Origin of the sequence: Ruegeria sp. HKCCSP351 (assembly GCF_017872535.1) — a bacterium.
GTDB lineage: Bacteria > Pseudomonadota > Alphaproteobacteria > Rhodobacterales > Rhodobacteraceae > Ruegeria.
The window spans coordinates 1-17,250 of the sequence record NZ_JAEDOV010000013.1; the positions used below are offsets into that span (position 1 = coordinate 1).

The 17,250-nt window shown below is 55.9% G+C and carries 14 protein-coding genes and 2 pseudogenes; 3 read left to right on the plus strand and 13 right to left on the minus strand.

Annotated features, from left to right (window positions below; genetic code table 11):
• Window positions 1-24: 24 nt before the first annotated feature.
• Both I9182_RS19120 and I9182_RS19125 read right to left on the minus strand, forming a co-directional pair.
• On the minus strand, window positions 25-681 hold the full coding sequence (locus I9182_RS19120) for a transposase (RefSeq protein WP_209599312.1): 657 nt from the start codon (window positions 679-681) through the stop codon (window positions 25-27).
• A gap of 63 nt (window positions 682-744) precedes the next feature.
• Window positions 745-975 carry a hypothetical protein gene (locus tag I9182_RS19125; RefSeq protein WP_209599313.1) on the minus strand — a complete coding sequence of 77 codons (231 nt, stop codon included), beginning with the start codon at window positions 973-975 and terminating at the stop codon, window positions 745-747.
• Between the two features lie 42 nt (window positions 976-1,017).
• Between I9182_RS19125 and I9182_RS19130 the strand changes: the two are divergent.
• Window positions 1,018-1,772 (plus strand): annotated as a pseudogene (locus I9182_RS19130) (IS6 family transposase).
• A gap of 94 nt (window positions 1,773-1,866) precedes the next feature.
• Here I9182_RS19130 and I9182_RS19135 read toward each other — a convergent pair.
• The gene (locus I9182_RS19135; protein WP_209599314.1) at window positions 1,867-3,684 is read right to left on the minus strand and encodes an amidohydrolase; all 1,818 of its coding nucleotides are present in this window, start codon (window positions 3,682-3,684) and stop codon (window positions 1,867-1,869) included.
• A gap of 457 nt (window positions 3,685-4,141) precedes the next feature.
• Between I9182_RS19135 and I9182_RS19140 the strand changes: the two genes are divergently transcribed.
• Both I9182_RS19140 and I9182_RS19145 read left to right on the plus strand, forming a co-directional pair.
• On the plus strand, window positions 4,142-5,515 hold the full coding sequence (locus I9182_RS19140) for an aspartate aminotransferase family protein (RefSeq protein WP_209599315.1): 1,374 nt from the start codon (window positions 4,142-4,144) through the stop codon (window positions 5,513-5,515).
• A 329-nt stretch (window positions 5,516-5,844) separates the two neighbouring features.
• Window positions 5,845-6,545 (plus strand): annotated as a pseudogene (locus I9182_RS19145) (IS6 family transposase).
• A 310-nt stretch (window positions 6,546-6,855) separates the two neighbouring features.
• Here I9182_RS19145 and I9182_RS19150 read toward each other — a convergent pair.
• From I9182_RS19150 to I9182_RS19195, 10 genes are all read right to left on the minus strand, one after another.
• A complete protein-coding gene (locus tag I9182_RS19150; protein WP_209599316.1) occupies window positions 6,856-8,121 on the minus strand; it encodes a TAXI family TRAP transporter solute-binding subunit in 1,266 nt (421 codons plus the stop codon).
• Between the two features lie 480 nt (window positions 8,122-8,601).
• A complete protein-coding gene (locus I9182_RS19155; RefSeq protein ID WP_171181095.1) occupies window positions 8,602-9,285 on the minus strand; it encodes an IS6 family transposase in 684 nt (227 codons plus the stop codon).
• Window positions 9,286-9,714: 429 nt separating this feature from the next.
• Window positions 9,715-10,410: an RraA family protein gene (locus I9182_RS19160; protein ID WP_209599317.1), complete on the minus strand. Its 696-nt coding sequence runs from the start codon at window positions 10,408-10,410 to the stop codon at window positions 9,715-9,717.
• On the minus strand, window positions 10,407-11,102 hold the full coding sequence (locus I9182_RS19165; RefSeq protein ID WP_209599318.1) for an alpha/beta hydrolase: 696 nt from the start codon (window positions 11,100-11,102) through the stop codon (window positions 10,407-10,409). The genes I9182_RS19160 and I9182_RS19165 overlap by 4 nt, the downstream gene beginning before the upstream one ends.
• Window positions 11,099-12,223: a cobalamin-independent methionine synthase II family protein gene (locus tag I9182_RS19170; RefSeq protein WP_209599319.1), complete on the minus strand. Its 1,125-nt coding sequence runs from the start codon at window positions 12,221-12,223 to the stop codon at window positions 11,099-11,101. Before I9182_RS19170 ends, I9182_RS19165 begins: the two co-directional genes overlap by 4 nt.
• A 102-nt stretch (window positions 12,224-12,325) precedes the next feature.
• Complete coding sequence (locus tag I9182_RS19175) at window positions 12,326-13,288, minus strand: cupin (RefSeq protein ID WP_209599320.1); 963 nt, start codon at window positions 13,286-13,288, stop codon at window positions 12,326-12,328.
• A gap of 151 nt (window positions 13,289-13,439) precedes the next feature.
• Window positions 13,440-14,414 carry an ester cyclase gene (locus tag I9182_RS19180; protein ID WP_209599321.1) on the minus strand — a complete coding sequence of 325 codons (975 nt, stop codon included), beginning with the start codon at window positions 14,412-14,414 and terminating at the stop codon, window positions 13,440-13,442.
• Window positions 14,411-15,430, minus strand: a complete 1,020-nt coding sequence (locus tag I9182_RS19185) for a LacI family DNA-binding transcriptional regulator (protein WP_209599322.1) — start codon at window positions 15,428-15,430, stop codon at window positions 14,411-14,413. Before I9182_RS19185 ends, I9182_RS19180 begins: the two co-directional genes overlap by 4 nt.
• The gene (locus tag I9182_RS19190; protein WP_209599323.1) at window positions 15,430-16,197 is read right to left on the minus strand and encodes an SDR family oxidoreductase; all 768 of its coding nucleotides are present in this window, start codon (window positions 16,195-16,197) and stop codon (window positions 15,430-15,432) included. The genes I9182_RS19185 and I9182_RS19190 overlap by 1 nt, the downstream gene beginning before the upstream one ends.
• Window position 16,198: 1 nt before the next feature.
• Entirely contained in the window at window positions 16,199-17,248 is a 1,050-nt protein-coding gene (locus I9182_RS19195; protein WP_245222747.1) for an ester cyclase, read from the minus strand.
• Window positions 17,249-17,250 lie beyond the last annotated feature (2 nt).

A 17,250-nucleotide genomic window follows, 5' to 3' on the forward strand; every position in this document is an offset into this window, starting at 1 on the left:
CAGAGCCTCCGTTACGAAATCGCCTCAGCATTCCGAAAAACTCTGAAGACGGACACGCAGTTTTGATCCGATGACTTGTTTGCAACGCCCGATCTGGACCTCGCCGCGTGATCTTTGGCCACAGCCAGTGGCCTTCTGCCAGGCCATACGACCTTCATTGGCGATCATGTCGATATGGGCGTTGCACGCGGCGCACTCTCCGGGAACGGCGTTCTTCGGCGGCGGAATGATCAGCTCGACATCAGCACCGAAAGTTTGCCGGATCGTTGCGGCGGATGGTGTACCGTCATAAGCACCGTCCGCGATGAAACGGTGAACAAGGCCGGCCATTTCGGCGAGAAGATCAGGCAATGCACCGGGATCTCCGACATGCTCGGATTCTAGACGTGACGCGACGAGCTCGCCGTTCTCCGGGCCTAACCCGATATTCAGTTTGCGCCATGCCTTGCGGGCCTTTGGCAGCCCGTGCTTCTCCCGCATCCAGTCTCGGCCACCGTGGACACGCAGCCCGGTGCTGTCTGCAACCAGCGTGATCGGTCCACCGACCGTGCGGATGTCAGACACGATCAGAAGTGTTTGCGCACGCAGGCGGAGCGCCTCATTGTATTCGGCCCAGTTCGTCACACGGTACTTTGCCTTCGCAAACCTATCCCGCCGCGACGCATTGAATTTGATTGGCATCCCAGCATCCCGCAGTCAATTCGAAGGACCAGCTACGCATCGGAAACGATTTGTGCAACACGCTCAGGTTTGTGCATCATTAGGATCGACCGACAGGGAAAAGTGCTGATCCAGCGCGGCGCCAAACTTGATCTTGGTTTCTTTCAGAAGCGGTCCTGAGACTACTTTGGTGGCCGTATCCTGAAGATCCTGCAGCAGTTGCTTTTGTTTTTTGCCGGAAAGGGCAGGGTGCTCGGGGTCACGTGCGTCCTCGAAACCGAGCTGAGCCCGGTCGAGAGACAGATCCACGGGCATTGTCAGGTTGTTGAAGCGGTCTCGTCGTTGTAGCGCGCTGCCATGTTGTATCTGTCTGATCTTTCGCGCCTCAAGGGTTTTCGTTTCCCGCGCTCGGTCATTGGCTACGCAGTCTGGGCGTACCATCGGTTAGCACTCAGCCTGCGTGATGTTGAGAATCTTTTGGCCTCTCGCGGGATCGCGGTTTCTTACGAAACTGTCCGGGACTGGGTGGCACGCTTTGGGGCTCAGTTTGCCGTAAAGGTCCGACGGGATCGACCGCGTCCTGCTGGTAAATGGCATCTCGATGAGGTCGTGGTGCCAATCAAGGGGCGTAAACACTGGCTCTGGCGCGCGGTTGATGTCAATGGTGACTTCTGGACGTTTTGGTTCAATCCCGCCGGAACAAAGCTGCCGCAAAGCGCTTCTTCAGGAAACTATTCAAGGTTTGGGGCCGACCAAGGGTAGTTATCACCGACAAGCTGCGCTCCTACGGGGCGGCAATAGCGGAACTGGCCCCAGGGATTGAGTTTCGCCAGCACAGGGGGTTAAACAATTGCGCCGAGGCTTCTCACAGACATACGCGACGGTGAGAGAAAGTAATGGGCTGGTTTAAGTCGTCCGGTCAGGCGCAACGGTTCTTGTCGGTCCACGATCAAACCGCCGCACTATTCCGCCCCAAACGACACCGTCTTTCAGCCCGTTCCTACCGCCACGCCCGAACCGATGCATTCGAGCTTTGGACCGAGTATGCAAACGACTTGGCCGCTTTAAACCAGCATTCCACCCCGCTCTTGCCCGGCGCAAAAACAACCTGACAATACCCTATTAAGCGTTCCGGTCAGGGCGCAGGCTGTACGGAGAGAGTAGCGCCGCCAGGCCGTATCCGACCCGGCGACCACCGTAATGCGCCTAGAACTCGTGGCTATGCTCGCTCATCGCTTCGTACATGGCATGAAGGAACTCGTGCGCCATGCCCGGATCCCTCGGGAAGAATGAACGGTCGAGACGGCCCTCACGCACGCCCGGCTCTGCCTGATAGACGATATCACCCTCCTTGATCGTCACCATGACCTGAAGATCGGCCAGAGTTTCAGGGTCAACTGCGGTCGGATCGTCGGAAAGGATGACGAAATCCGCCAGCTTGCCAATTTCGATGCTGCCCTTGTCGTCTTCCTCAAAGTGCTGCCAGGCGGGCCAGATCGTCATTGCCCTGAGCGCGGTCATCACGTCAACGCGCTGATGTGGGCCGAGTATGTCGCCTGATCGCGTGCGGCGCGTGACCGTTGCCGCAAGTACCCGCATGCTGTCGGGGAAAGCGACCGGAGCGTCATGATGCGTACCAAACATCATACCACGCTGGTGGACCCAGCCGGTGGGCGAAATGTTCTCGGCATTGACCGGACCCACAGTATGATCGCGGTGCCAATCTCCCCAGTAAAAGGTATGCATGGGAAACAGCGAAGGGAAAACACCGAGTTGGTTAAGTGCGTCGACCTGATCCTCGCGAAGGAACTGGCCGTGTATCAGGACGGGTCGATTGCCCGGATCGCCAAGACGCTCCTGCGCCGAGCCGAGTGCGGCTATCAGCATGTCCGATGCGCCTTCTCCGTTGGAATGGGTGAGGATCTGCAGCCCGTTCTCGAAACAGAAATCGATGGCCTGCTGCGTCTGTTCCATGGTGATGGCGGAATAGCCCAGGTAGCCCGGCGGATAATCCCCGACCGGATCGTAATATGGGCGGTCGCGCAGCGCCGTAAAGCCCTGAGGCGAACCGTCGATTGTCAACTTGCAGCCACCGACCCGTACGCCATCCACGTAATCCCGAGAGGTGTTTTCGGAGATATAGTCCGCGGCCTCCAAAACGTCGGGAAAGATCACCACATCGACCGGCAGGCCGTCCTCGGCGGCAACGCGTCTGGCCACCTCGACCACCTCCGGCGTCGCGCGTCCTTCCTGCGCAGTCGTGTACCCGAAACTCGCCCATAGGTCTGCGCCGGCTCGGGCAAACGCCTCGAGCGCCTCATCGCCCAGCCCGGCCATCAATGGCGCGAACACCGTGAAGAATGCGTACTCTTCGAGGACGCCGTTCGGCTCGCCGTTTGCATCCCGGCGGATGACGCCGCCGGGCGGTGCCTCGGTCTGTGCGGTAACGCCGCCAATTTCGAGCGCCTTCGAATTGGCAACGCCGATATGGCCAGATTGGTGCACGATCATGATCGGGAGTTCGGCCGAGACCGCGTCGAGCTCCTCACGCGTGGGATGGCGCAGCTCGGCGAGTTGGGCATTGTCGTATCCGAAACCGACGATCACTTGCACCTGGTCCACGATGCCCCGATTGTCCTCGACCCATTGGGATAGGGCCGATTGCAGGCTGGGTATGTCCGTCACCGGCCCGTCGGGAGGTGCGAGCAGGTTGGCCGACAGCGCCTGCAGCCCTCCCATGATGACATGGCCATGGCTGTCCACGAAGCCCGGGAGCATGGCGCGTCCACCTAGATCAAAGACCTCGGTTTCATCGCCGCGATGCGCCATAACATCGGACGCGGTCCCCACGGCGATGATACGGCCATCCCGAACGGCCACGGCTTCGGTATTGGTTCCGGCATCATCAATCGTCAGGATCGGCCCGCCTGTGTAGATCGTGTCGGCGATCTCCTGCGTCCATGCCGTTCCAGTCGCCAGTAAAGTGCCGGCCAATAGGGTTGCTGAAAAAGTGCTCTTGAACATGCTTGTTTCCAATTTGGTTGCTTCGACTCAGGCGTCCTCCCCGCCGGCCTTATTCGAGCCCTGCGCAGGCCTTGATTCGCCTGCCACCAGTCTTTCCGAAAATCACAATTCAGTCTTGTTCAAGAACCCGGAAACTTGGACAATATTTGCGCAAGGATATTGGCTGGAGTGGGCTCATGGCTGACACAGGAGCGCTTGCAGAATTCTGTGATACATTGCTTCGGTCAACGTTGGGTTGTCGTTTTGACCGATGCTGCCCTACGAAGGAATGATGGCTTCCCGCAGATGCAAAACATGTTATAAATGATGTGCTCAGCAATAAAGGCATTGCGCGCTGCTGTTGGGATGAACGGAGCCCTCCGTTTGTGATCCGGCAAAGTGTCAGCTGACCGCGCAAACCATAGCTCCATAGCTTCAAACAGACGGCGCGCCGTCTTGACCAAAAAAGGGGAGCCAAATGCTGAAAAATGATCAACTCGAACAATGGGACCGTGAAGCTTTCTTTCACCCGTCCACACATCTGGCACAACACGCACGGGGTGATAGTCCCGGTCGCGTCATAAAGACCGCTTCTGGAGTTCATATCGAAGACCGAGATGGTCAACGACTACTCGATGCTTTTGCCGGGCTTTACTGCGTTAATGTCGGCTACGGCCGCAGCGAGATCGCCGAAGCGATTGCCGATCAGGCACATGAACTGGCCTACTACCATTCCTATGTCGGCCACGGGACGGAAGCCTCAATCACGCTGGCAAAAATGATCCTTGACCGCGCGCCCACAAGCATGTCCAAGGTCTATTTCGGGCTGGGCGGATCGGACGCCAATGAAACCAATGTGAAGCTGGTCTGGTACTACAACAACATCCTTGGTCGCCCTGAAAAGAAGAAGATCATATCGCGCTGGCGCGGGTATCATGGGTCGGGTCTCGTGACCGGATCTCTGACGGGGCTTGAGCTGTTCCACAAGAATTTTGATCTGCCTGTCGAACAGGTGATCCATACAGAAGCGCCATTTTTCTTCCGGCGGGAAGACCAATCACAATCCGAAGAGCAATTCGTCGCCCACTGCGTTGCCGAACTAGAGGCGTTGATTGAGCGCGAAGGCGCAGAAACGATTGCGGCGTTCATCGGGGAACCGATCCTTGGTACAGGTGGCATCGTTCCCCCGCCCGCAGGTTATTGGGGGGCGATCCAAGCTGTTTTGCGCAAGCATGACATTCTTCTCATTGCGGATGAGGTCGTGACCGGTTTTGGCCGTTTGGGCACCATGTTTGGCTCGAACCATTACGGGATCACGCCCGACATTATCACCATCGCCAAGGGGCTGACCTCGGCCTATGCGCCTTTGTCGGGATCGATTGTCGGAGACAAAGTCTGGCAGGTCCTGGAACAAGGTACCGACGAAAACGGCTCCATTGGCCACGGCTGGACCTATTCCGCCCACCCCATCGGCGCTGCAGCTGGCGTCGCAAATCTGAAGCTGATTGATGAACTGGGTTTGGTCGAGAATGCAGGCAAGGTCGGCGCTTATTTGAACCAGGCCATGTCAGACGTGTTGTCCGACCACCCGAATGTGGGAGATGTGCGGGGTGATGGGTTACTCTGCGCGGTCGAGTTTGTGAAAGACAAAAACAATCGGACCTTCTTTGATCCCGCCGACAAGATTGGGCCGCAGCTATCAGCACAGATGCTAGAGCAAAGCAAGGTCATCGCCCGCGCCATGCCGCAAGGTGACATTCTGGGTTTTGCGCCGCCGTTTTGTCTGACCACCGCAGAAGCAGACGAGATCGTTGCCGCCACGGCGAAAGCGGTCGGCGCAGTTTTAGGTTAATCGTTACCACCCGGAACCGGACATTCATTTCGCCGATTTGAATGTCCGGTTCGTCCCGCGTAGCGGTCGCTCACTGAATTTTGCCGAATGACCGCGCTGATGAAGATTTTCTGATGCGGGCCAGGGTGTGAGGTTTCGGCTTGGCTCGACTGTGGCCCGCGTTGGAAAATCTCTCAGGGAGGAAGCCGCGGGGTCTGGGCGCCACTTATGGGGAAAGAGCGTTTTCGGCTGACTTTGTGACGGCGATGGACGCGGAGGTGTTGGAGGGGTGTTGTCACGTTAATTGACGTTCGGTTGCCGATGATATGACTTGGGGGTAGGTGACATCGATAAAGTCATCATCAATCTGCTACAAGCGTCACCGATTTCCTCCTCAGTTCATCGCGCACTCGGTGTGACTGTACGTTCGCTTTAATCTGAGCTTGCGGGAAGTTGAAGAGATGCTGCTGCAGCGCGGGATCGATGTATCATACGAAACTGTCCGGTGTTGGGTCATCAAATTCGGGTCGGCGGTAGCTCGAAATCTGCGGCAGAGACTGAACCGTCCAGGTGATGTCTGGCATCTGGATGAAGTTGCCGTGAGAATCGCGGGGCGCAAGTATTGGCTTTGGCGTGCGGTTGATCAGCATGGTGTCGTGCTGGAGGAAATCCTCCAACCCAGGTGGGACAAATGGGCGGCAAAACGGCTGTTGCGCCGCCTGATAAAGTGTCTTGGTTTCATTCCCAAGCGGGTCATTACGGACAAACTACGCTCGTATGGTGCCGCCAAGCGAGAGGTCGCGCAAGGTTTGGATCATTGGTCGCACTAAGGCCTCAACAATCGAGCTGAAAACAGTCATCTCCCTTTCCGAAAGCGGGAAAGGACGATGCAACGCATCGCTCTCCAGGATGGTTGCAAAGGTTCGTGGCGGCCCACTCAGCAATCCGCAATTGCTTCAGCGTCCCCGCTCGCCGCCGCTCCGCCTTAACAGTCCGATATCACCGTCTCCTGGCATTTGACGCCTGGAATGCTGCCACTCAAGCAGCTTGAATTTCATAAAACTGTATTCCTTGGCGGTCCGGGAATTAACGTGACAACACCGTCAAAATAGATGCTAAACGGAACATTTCGTAATCTCATATTTTGTTCAAACCTTACAACGCTCAATATCAATACAAGTAACTATGACGCATAATCTGAACTCTATTCGTCCAGCACAGCCGCCGCTCAACAAATCTCTGCGAACGATGGCTGCGACCCCAAAGCGGCGTACACGCGATAACTAAAGCACAGGCATCTATCGAAGTCTCAAATCAAAAAGGTATTCTAGCGTGGTTTGCTTGCGAACGTTGAGGTTTCATCAATTTTTTGCAGTTTGACGACGTGCAATCTCCTGTCGAATTAGGTCTATGTGCAAACGTGCATCATATGCTCCCTGGCGGTATGCAAGCGGCAGATTCAGATTTGCAAGGGCGGTGTCCACGTCTTCGATATTTTTGGCGACTTCGTCTACTTCAGTTGTTGTCTGTGCCTTGCTGAGTTCCTCCTCAAGCGCCGTGATACGCTGATAAAAACGCCAGACCCGCCGCTTTTGAAACCACACGTAACTGGACGGGACGATCCGCAAAAACGGTACTAAGAACAACAAAGGCAACAGCAATAACAGTACGCTGCCAAACTGCGCTGCGATCCAATATGGCAAGACGCCATGCAAAAAGTTTGGCCCGGAGTTTATGAGTTCTGTGGCAATTTTGTTCAGTGGTACAGGCGGTGAAGCCGTGTTTGGATACTCGCGCGCACTTTGCAAAATATTAGGTTCGCTATGAATGTTCTTTGCTGCATTCACTAACCTATCGGTTACTGCAGGGTGCAGATCGGATGCGGCGATAAGTGAAGCTCGCAATGCCAAGATCTTGACATCCTCTGGTGGTCTCGGAGGGTCAAGTGTGATTGATCCTGCCGGTAAAGTTACCGAATTCGCTCCGGAAAGTTTCAATGCAAGGGCATCGACCAAAGCCATAGGGACGAAAATGATTTCTGGATCAAAAATTGCATCCATAAGGTAAGGCGCATCGAGTGGAGCGACAAACAACGCTGCATCCGCTTCGTTGGCATTTAACGCCTCTATCGCATCATTGCCCCCGACATCGACAAGGTTTATGCCGACATTTTGCAACTCGGCGGCCTCAATTAGCGCTAAAGCGGCGGCGCGAGTACCGGACGCCTTGGTTCCTGCAGCTAATCGAATGTCTCCCCATTCTCCTGCATTGGCCCCGACTGGACTAGACTTTCCGCGGAACACCACCAATGGTTCAAGAAAAATGGCGCCCAAAGACTGTAAGTTTTCGTCCTGAGGTATTTCCAGGCCACCCTGAACAAATGCGGCATCCACTTCGCCAGAAACAAGTTTCTGAATGTTCTCAACGGACCCCTCGGTTTCAACTAAATTCACCTGAACGCCGTCACGTGCAAGTTCTGCTTTGTAGAGTTGTCCAACTTGCCAATATCCGCCGCCGCTTATGCCAGCAGCCAGCTTGATACTGTTGGGCGGTTTCAAGCCAATGATCAGAAAAACAAGCAACCCGATAAACATAATCGGAAAGAGAATGAAAAGAGCTAAGCGCATTTATTCTCACATTCAGATGATCGGAATCGATAATTCGTTCTCATTTGATAGCAATCTTTTTGCCAACGAGAAACCGATCACAGTGGGTAGCACTTGAAAGTTCGAGTTCTTCGGTTCAAGTATCCCTGAAGATTAAGTGGGTAGCGCAATAAACGAAGAGCGCTTGAACCAGGTTGAATTCAAAAACCGGCCGTCTAAGCAACGGTTTGCCCTATCATAAACTAGAATTTTGGTTTTGTCTTTCTCGTCGGTAAAGTCCGCAGTGCACTCGTTCATGCCTTGTGAAGCGAATGTCGACTTCGAGCCCAATTTCTACCTATGCCGCGTGAAGCAGCAACGGTTGGTTTGGCTTCGCAGTAGTTGGCTAACATCTGTGAAGAGCTAAATGTATGCAGCTCATTTCGACAGACACAATGGACGTTTAGGGGGTTGTGTCGCAAACTTTTTTAACGACCGCGGCCGGCGCTATGCTAGATGCAGCTATCCTGCGATCTCTGCGAACATCCGAAAGCCGGAAGTCTTATTGCTAGAGAATTGCTTCTTGCGGATCATGTTAGCTACCTCAATGCCATCCAATGTTGCGGAAGCTGATCCGAAAGATTTGAACCCGCACATGTGCCGTACGCGCCGTTTGATGAATCTGTGATCCTGTTCAATCATGTTGTTCAAGTATTTGGACCTGATCGTCTGTACTTTGGCTTGACAGCCGAAACGCTTCAGGATTCTGTTCACTTCTCGAATGCCAGCTGCATTGGCGCCACTCTTGTCTATGACGATTTTAGTCGGGATCCCGTTTGAGGAGAGTGCTTTGGCAAAGAACCTGGTGGCTGCTGGTCGATTACGTCGCTGAGACAGCATGAAATCAAGTGTGTTTCCCGCTTTGTCCACTGCTCGATAGAGATACATCCACTTCCCGCGCACACGAATGTAGGTTTCGTCCATTCTCCAAGAACTCTGAGTTGCGCGCTTCTTTGAATGCGCACGAGCAGCGACTATCGGCGAGTATTTCACAACCCACCTATTCAGTGTGGCGTGGTCAACTCGCACACCGCGTTCAGCCATGATCTCTTCTAAATCACGATAGGAAACTGTGTACCGCAGATAGAAGTAAACAGCGTACAAAACCGCATCTTTGGGGAAATGGCAGCCTTTCAAGGAAATCATGCTGAAACCTTTTGGAGAACAATACGCGGACAGCAAACGTCGAATTCTACATGCTCGTCAATCCAGACCCAAAGTTTGCGACACAACCAGAACGCGTGCTGAATGGTGAGACCATCATCGGCCTTTATCCGGCGACCTGTAAAGATAACTTGAAAGAGTTCCAGATTTGGCGAAAAGCCAACGGGCGCTGAGGCGTATTTCTATAGACCACGTCGCATGGGTAGCGGTTGGGCCGCAATTGCCCCTTTTGGACGTGATGGAATGGACATCCTTTTTGTCATGAAGCTAATTCGGCTCTGTTGCAAACTTTTGACTGTTGACGCTCATAAGTGCTTCGAGTGAATGGATATCGAAATATTGAAGTCGAAAGTTTGCAACAGATCCCAGCGGGGTCTACACCTTCAGAACCGGGGAATACAGATCGCAAGTTTAAGTCCGAGAGGCTTCAAACGCCGCCCATGCTTTTTCGAAGGCGTCGAAATCGAACCCTGCTGCGCGGGCGGGATCCAGAACCAATTTTTCGGTTTCAAGCAACCTGATGATCGCCTGTTCAAGCTTGCCCACGACTTCAGGCGGGATCACCAGCGCGCCATGCCGGTCCGCGTGCACGAGATCGCCATCCTTGATTACAAGGCCGAAGACTGTCACCGGTGTGCCAATCTCTTTTACGTACACAAATCCGTGGCTTGGCCCGACAGACCCGGCAACCACCGGGAATCCATCCGGCAGGTCGCCGAGGTCCCTCATCACGCCGTTGGTCAGCGCACCATTTATGCCAAAACCTTTGTGGACCGTCGTATTGATCTCGCCCCAATAGGCGCCGATGCAATCAGGATAATCCAAATCCTCAACCACGGTGACAGCCGGGCCGCTCCCGGCTGCCATATGCCTGTAATAGTCCATCCGACGTTGTCGGATCTCCTCAGGCGGTTCTGACGGCGGGTTCACGGCGGCAATCTTCGCGGTACGGGCATACCCCACCATCGCTCCCGCATCGGGATCAGAGCATAACATCGTGCCCCGGGTGAATTCATTGAATCCGCGTTTGCCCTGCGCCACTTCGATTGCGTTACAAACAGTCGGAGTGTCGACCTTTTTCAGCAGGTCCAGAAGGGATTGGTTCATATCATCTCCAGCCAGCGGGTCAGGGCCGCCGTTGTTTGTTGCGGTTGTTCCAATGTCGGCAAGTGGCCGGCGTTTTCTATGATTTCCAATCGGCTCTGTGGCATCAGATCGTGCATCAACTCATGCCTTGAGACGGAGCACAGGGCGTCGTCGCGCCCACAGAGAATGAGTGCTGCGCCGGTGAAGTTGCGCAGAGTGTTGCTCTGGTCAGGGCGATCACGCAGAGCTTTGGATTGATTGACGAAAACGTCCGGCCCAAGATCCATGGCCATGTCCATGCACAAATCCAGAATGGCGGCGCGACGCGGACCGTCCGCCAGGTAGTTCGGTTTCATCTCTTCGGCCATGACTTTGCGCAGGTTGCCACGTCCGACCGCATCGATCTGAGGGCCGCGCCTGGCTTTGACCTCGTCCAGTTCAGCAAGTGGGTTCGTGTCCATCAACGCCAGACCAGCCACACGGTCCGGGGTCTGCCGCAGAATTTCCATCGCCACGATACCGCCCATCGAGAGTCCCACCAGAGCAAAGCGTTCGGGCGCATAGGCCAAAACATTGGCGGCCAGCGCCTGCATCGTTTCATGGCCTCCGATTGGTGCGCACAGGATCGGGTACTTGCCTGACAAAGCATCGATCTGCGGAGTGAACAACCGCGCATCGCACATCATGCCGGGCAGGAGGATAAGCGGCGTCATTTGACCAGGGCAGCCCCTTCGGCAAGCGCGCCCAACTTGGCATAGGCGATATCCGGATCTACTGCACCAAAGCCGGCAAAGGTGCCAAAGCCGCAATCTGATCCGGCGATTACACGCTCATTTCCAACGATGTTCGTAAACCGCTCGGTACGCTGAGCAATCAGTTCGGGGTGTTCGACAAAATTCGTCGTGGTGTCCACCACACCGGGCACAAGAACCTTGTCATCCGGAATTTCGCCCTTGCGGTCACGGAACACCGTCCATTCATGCGCGTGTCGCGGGTTAGAGGTTTCAAAAAGCACGTAGCGCGATTTGGTCGACATCAGCGTCGAAAACACCTTGTCCATGCCGATGTCGCAGCAATGTGGCCCCTCGTAATTGCCCCAGCAAATATGGACACGCACTTTGTCAGCTGGGACATTTTGCAATGCGTGGTTCAATGCCTCAACATGCATGTTGGCGATTTTCACGAACTCGTCGTCGGACAGATCGGTGAACAGCATATGGCGCGACAGGGCCAGATCCGGGCAATCCAGCTGCAAATCCAGACCCGCACCAACGATGGTTTCATATTCTTCCTTCATCGCGTCGGCCAGCGCGGCCAGATAGGCCTCGCGCGTCGGATAGAAGTCATTCTGCAGAAACAGAGAAATCACCCCAGGGCTTGCTGCGTTCATAAAACCGCGCCCGACCCCGTGTTCGACCATGCCAGCCTTGAGGTTGTCGATGTCCTTCTGCAGCTCACCCTGCCCTTTTGAGCGCACCTCGCCAACGCACATGGGTCGCGCATATTGGGGCGTTCCACCGTCATCGGCCAATCGTTGCAGAAAGCCCGGAAACATCTTGAGGTCCGCCGGCGCATTGCGCGGGCTGTCACCAGCAAAGCCGGTATAGCGATCTTTCACATAAGTGGCATAGGAGATCTTTGAGGTTTCACCGTCCGAGACGATATCTACCCCAGCCTTGACTTGTTTCCGCACGGTCTCGGACACGGCCGCGGTCATGCAGGCGTCAAATGCAGCCTGATCGAACGGTTCCTCTCGCTCGCGAGCGAAGATGAAGTCAACGACCTCCTGATTTCGTGGCAAACTTCCCACATGGGTGGTTGAAACGCGGGTCATGTTAGGATCTCCATTCAAATCTAGGTCCATCGCCGGGCCGGAAAGCCGGCGATGGATGTGCTGCGCGCGCCCCGATTGAAACCGGGACGTGTAATTTCGGCGTTATGCTCCTGTCCAAGTCGCCCCAGCAGGGTCGTCGGTTGCGGTGATCCGGTACAGACCCGCTTGCCCGGTCATAGACGGTTCAGCGCTGTAGCTTTCACCGGGCAGAACCAGAGCGGTATCGCCGTTGGACAGGGTAACCTCGACCTCATTGATCTTGATGCGCCAATGGCCGCTCGCCGGCATCAGAACCACGGGTTTGTCCGCCTTGACCAGTTCAGCCACTGCCGAACCGCGCGTCATAAAATCAACCTCGAAACCGGGCTTGTCTTTGATCAGGCCATTTTCACCGATCACAACCGCAGGCTTGTCCGCTGCCAGCGCCATCAGGTCCCAGTAGCGAGCGACGTATTTGCCGATCACTGCATCAATGGGAACCTCGGGGAAGGCTTTCAGATCTTCCTCGGTCAGTAGCGGCATCGGCTGCACATTGTGTGGCAGTTCCTCGCCCTTTTTGCTATCGTACAAGACGCCGTTATTGCCCAACATCAGGCCATGGGCCTGCGCATCCTGAATGACTTGCGGAGCCCAGGTCACGCCGCCACCGGCATCGTCGCCACCCAGCATCGACATGATCATGCCATAGTCCTGGCCGACATTCTCGAAGCCGCGGAAGATCCCGGTCGGAATGTTGAAGATGTCGCCTTCTTCAGCGATGAACTCGCCTGCCGTGCCATAACGACCCCAGAAGAACCGCCATCGACCTTTAGCAACAAAGAACACCTCGGCGGTGGTGTGGCTGTGCAGCGAGTTGCGGCATTTCGGCGGTTGACCCGCTGCGCCGATGTTGAACCCGATCTTGTCGGTGATGTGGACGTGCTGATCCGGGCTTTCGCTGACCCCACCGCCAATGATTGTAAAGTTCTCCTTCTGGTCCGAGCCCGGCGTGTGCGCGTCGATGAACGCGGTTTTACAAGGCTTCAATTCGCCATAACGGACGATGCGGCTTTCGATGGTACTCATATCTTTTCTCCTTTTGATTTGGGTTTGATCGGATCAAACCAAACCACCCGGCGGACGATTGTTCAGTCGCCGGGCGCGCAGGCTGGCGCGATGGGCGTGGTACCGCCGCAACGCCTGCCCGGCATCCAGATTTGAGATACGGTGCGACACTCTAGAGATCGCCGGTTTTCAGTAGAATCTGTTTCCAGATCGAGGTTTCGTCAAACAAGGTGTATTCCTTGCGCAGACCCCATGGACCGAACTCGGCCTGGCTGATGCCCAGCACAAAGACTTCGGCCCCTGTGGGCACGCCGAACACGCCCCAGCCGTCATGTGTGCCATGCAAAGACCAGCGGATCGCGGCGCGCGGCGGCATCATCGGGTCGTCACGGCCGATCTGGTGGTGGATCTTAAATTCGGCACGTGGGAACGCTGCGCGCAGGCCCATCCAGAACCGATCAACCGGCCCCCAACTGTGGCCGGTCGTGCCGCCGGGATATTCTGACAGAACAGCGCGGTCGTATTCAGCCTCGATCACCCTCATATCGGCATTCATGATCCGGGTCAGGATATCCGCGTATTTCTGGCCCCATTCATTGTCATTGCCACGGCCTTTATAGGGGCCGGGCTGATCGTTCGCCGGTGTGAAAGGTTGCACGCAGGCGTCAGCCCCACCCTCGCGCGCGATCAGATCGCGGGCGTATTCCTTGGGGTCCCAACCCATCTGCTGTACGATCGCGCTCTGGTCGCGGATGAGCCACTCATCGTTGATCTGGTTGTTGATGGCGTGGCAGTCGGCTAAAATGCGGTAGACCAGTTTCTTGCCGGTCGCCTTGCCATACACACCGTCACCCAGATGGGTCGCTGTGGACAAAAGGCGATGCGACGACAGCATGCCCTCTTCCGGCCTTCCCGACCAGATCACATCCTCGCCCAACAGCGTTCGATCAGGGAATTCTGCCAGAGTTGCCATAGTGGCAGCAATGACATTCTGGTTTCCGACAACCACCGACCCAGGTGAACGTACGACGATGTCCGTGGCATAATAGTCGTGCAGTGTGGCAATGCCACGATCTTCCCAGATTTCCTTGGTAATCCCGATTATGTAGTCGGGGAAATCTTTGAACTTGGGATCAAATCCCTTCATGTCTTCCATCCTTCAGGTATGCGGGCGGAGCCGCGTACAATTAGCGGTCCGTCAATCTCGACCCGACGCGGGCCGGCATCGGGGTCCTCGATCTTGCCGAGCAGAATATCGACAGTTTCGGTGACCATGCGATTGGCGGGCTGTCGGATGGTGGTCAGGTTGTAGGCTGGCCATGAGGCGACAGTGACATCGTCATACCCGATGACCGAAACGTCGCCCGGAACATTCAGCCCCAATTCGAACCGCAGCGTGTCCATCACGGAAACAGCCATGTGATCGTTGGCGACAAACACCGCATCAGGCGGGTCGGCTTCGAACATCCGCAGCGTGGCTTGCCGGGCTTCTTCCGTCGAAAAGTTTCCTACTTCGCGGGCGTGCAGCGTAACCCCGGCTTTCTGCAAGGTCGCAACAAACCCTGTTTCGCGGTCACGCTGGGTCGAAGCTCCTTCCCACCCGGCGATATATCCGATCTTTTGGTGCCCAGCTGCCAACAGGAACTCGGCAGCCTTTCGACCACCGGCAACGTTGTCAGATGTAACTGACGACATCGCCGTGTCGTCTTGTGCCCGATTGAACAATACCATCGGTATTCCGGCCGTTCGGCAGCGGTCTGACAAATCCGAGGACAAAGCCACCGAAGCGGCGATAATCCCTTCGACCTGAAAGTCGAGTATTTCCTCTACCACATTGTCGATGTTTCCAGATTCATGCGAGGCCATGAATATCAGCACGTGGTATCCACGTTCCTGTAACGTGTTTGTCAGCTTCTCCAGCGCCTCGGGATAGAACTGGTTGTTCAGATAGGCCACGACAAGCCCAATGATCCGGCTTTTCCCGGACACTACAGCGCGGGCCAGAACGTTCGGGCGATAGCCCAGTTCCTTGGCCGCTTTGCGCACCTTTTCAACAGTTTTTTTTGAGGCAGACGCGCCGGGGGTGAACACACGGCTGACCGCAGATTGGCTGACCCCGGCGAGACGGGCAACTTCCAGTGATGTAACTTTTTGTGTCGCCATCAGTCTGCCGTCCAACCTCCGTCAACCATCAATGCCGTGCCCGTCACCAGCGACGATGCATCCGAGGCCAGATAAACCACCGCCCCCATTATGTCCTCAATCTCTCCGGGGCGACCCAGTTTAATCTTGTCCAGAATCCAGGCCCGCTTGTCCGGGTCGTCGAAAGTCGATTTTGTCAGATCCGTCAGAATGAAGGTGGGGCAAATCGTGTTAACCCGGATCTTTGACGGTCCGAACTCAAGCGCCATCGCCTTGGTGAAGCCTTCGACAGCGAATTTCGACGCACAATAAACCGCGCGTTCGCGACCACCAACATGGCCCATCTGGCTAGAGATATTGATCAGCGAACCGGGGCGGCCAGCGTCGAGAAGGCCTTTGGCAACAGCCTGGGTCAGGAAATAAGCACCTTTGACATTGACGCCTATCACCGCATCGAAATCTTCCGGCTGTGTTTCCACGGCCTTGCTGTGTCGGGCAAGCCCGGCTGAGTTCAGCAGAATATCGAACGGCCCATTTTGCGCCACGGCTTCAGCGGTTGCCGCCACATCCGAAACATCCAGTTCCAGAACTCTGGCAGACCATCCCTGCGCCGACATATCTTTTGCAATATCCTGAAGCGCACCAGCACGGCGCGCCGCCAAAGTGACCTCAGCACCATGTTCCGCCAGCGCCACAGCGCAAGCCATGCCTATGCCCGACGAGGCTCCGGCGACCAAAGCTCGCTTGCCGCTCAGGTCGAAACTGGGGGTGCTGGGAAAATGTGGCATATCAGACCTCGCCGACCGGGAATGGGATGGTGCCGGGTACACGTGCCTTATTGAACTCACGCAGTCGGGCAAAAACATCTACGCCCAATTGCCGATACACATCCAGCAGATCGACCAACACCCAATTCTCGCGGATCAGCCCACTTTCCAGACGCCAGAAATCAAGTGACTTCAAAGTGATCCGTTCGCCCGAAGGCGCAATCCCCATCCAGCCGTCATGGGTGACGGTCTGGATCATGTTCGGCCAGCCGGTCACAGCGGCGTAGTCGCCATCACCAAAAAAGTGAAAGGCGATCTCGTCGGCGTGCTGGCCGCGATCGGGCATTCCGTTGAGGAAGGGAATCTGGTGCCAGTTGCGGAATCCCGCGATACCGCGCGCTGTCCCGATCCCTGCGGGACCGTACCAGTTCATGCGCGGATGCCAGAACCGCTCCATCTCCATCACTTCGGGCCCACCCTGGCTGGGGTGTTTCTCAAGATGTTTCAGCATGTCGACGATATGATTGCACGAGGCCAGAGATTTCGCCTCATCCCACGGTCCGGACACAACGCCATCCAGAGTCGCCGGGCCGGGAATGCAGAACTCCAGCCCCAGAGACGGGGCCATTGGCCAGGCATTCGCCTGCATCATGACTTCGGGAACGTCCCAGAGTGTCTGGATCTCGACAACCTTGCCATTTTCGAAGCGGTAGAATTCGTGGAACCGCATGTGGGTCAGATGCCCGGTCGGCGGGATGTCCAGCCAGGGGGCGACGAAGGTGCCGAAGTAGTGGCCGCCGCAGCCAACCCAATCGTTGCCCTGTTCTGTCCGACCACCCATGACGATCCAGTCGCGACGCTCAAGATCGGGCATGGATTTCAGAAGTGGCGCATAACAGATGTCATAGAGTTCCTGCGGGCAGGTCAGATCTCCGAATGGATACAACATGTGGAGGGCGGCATCGGGCGCGATCACCGCCTCCAGCGCCGCTCGTACCTCAGCTTCGTCGAATTTATACATGGCCTCGCGCAGGGGCGCGATCAGGGCCTTGTGGGTAGAGTGAGTATCCATTG

Bases quoted from the DNA above. Each gene is read 5' to 3' on its own strand.
- I9182_RS19120 (WP_209599312.1), bottom strand. From the start codon at position 681: ATGCCAATCAAATTCAATGCGTCGCGGCGGGATAGGTTTGCGAAGGCA.
- I9182_RS19170 (WP_209599319.1), bottom strand. From the start codon at position 12,223: ATGACCCGCGTTTCAACCACCCATGTGGGAAGTTTGCCACGAAATCAG.
- I9182_RS19165 (WP_209599318.1), bottom strand. From the start codon at position 11,102: ATGACGCCGCTTATCCTCCTGCCCGGCATGATGTGCGATGCGCGGTTG.
- I9182_RS19140 (WP_209599315.1), top strand. From the start codon at position 4,142: ATGCTGAAAAATGATCAACTCGAACAATGGGACCGTGAAGCTTTCTTT.
- I9182_RS19190 (WP_209599323.1), bottom strand. From the start codon at position 16,197: ATGCCACATTTTCCCAGCACCCCCAGTTTCGACCTGAGCGGCAAGCGA.
- I9182_RS19135 (WP_209599314.1), bottom strand. From the start codon at position 3,684: ATGTTCAAGAGCACTTTTTCAGCAACCCTATTGGCCGGCACTTTACTG.
- I9182_RS19195 (WP_245222747.1), bottom strand. From the start codon at position 17,248: ATGGATACTCACTCTACCCACAAGGCCCTGATCGCGCCCCTGCGCGAG.
- I9182_RS19160 (WP_209599317.1), bottom strand. From the start codon at position 10,410: ATGAACCAATCCCTTCTGGACCTGCTGAAAAAGGTCGACACTCCGACT.
- I9182_RS19175 (WP_209599320.1), bottom strand. From the start codon at position 13,288: ATGAGTACCATCGAAAGCCGCATCGTCCGTTATGGCGAATTGAAGCCT.
- I9182_RS19180 (WP_209599321.1), bottom strand. From the start codon at position 14,414: ATGAAGGGATTTGATCCCAAGTTCAAAGATTTCCCCGACTACATAATC.
- I9182_RS19185 (WP_209599322.1), bottom strand. From the start codon at position 15,430: ATGGCGACACAAAAAGTTACATCACTGGAAGTTGCCCGTCTCGCCGGG.
- I9182_RS19150 (WP_209599316.1), bottom strand. From the start codon at position 8,121: ATGCGCTTAGCTCTTTTCATTCTCTTTCCGATTATGTTTATCGGGTTG.
- I9182_RS19125 (WP_209599313.1), bottom strand. From the start codon at position 975: ATGCCCGTGGATCTGTCTCTCGACCGGGCTCAGCTCGGTTTCGAGGAC.
- I9182_RS19155 (WP_171181095.1), bottom strand. From the start codon at position 9,285: ATGATTTCCTTGAAAGGCTGCCATTTCCCCAAAGATGCGGTTTTGTAC.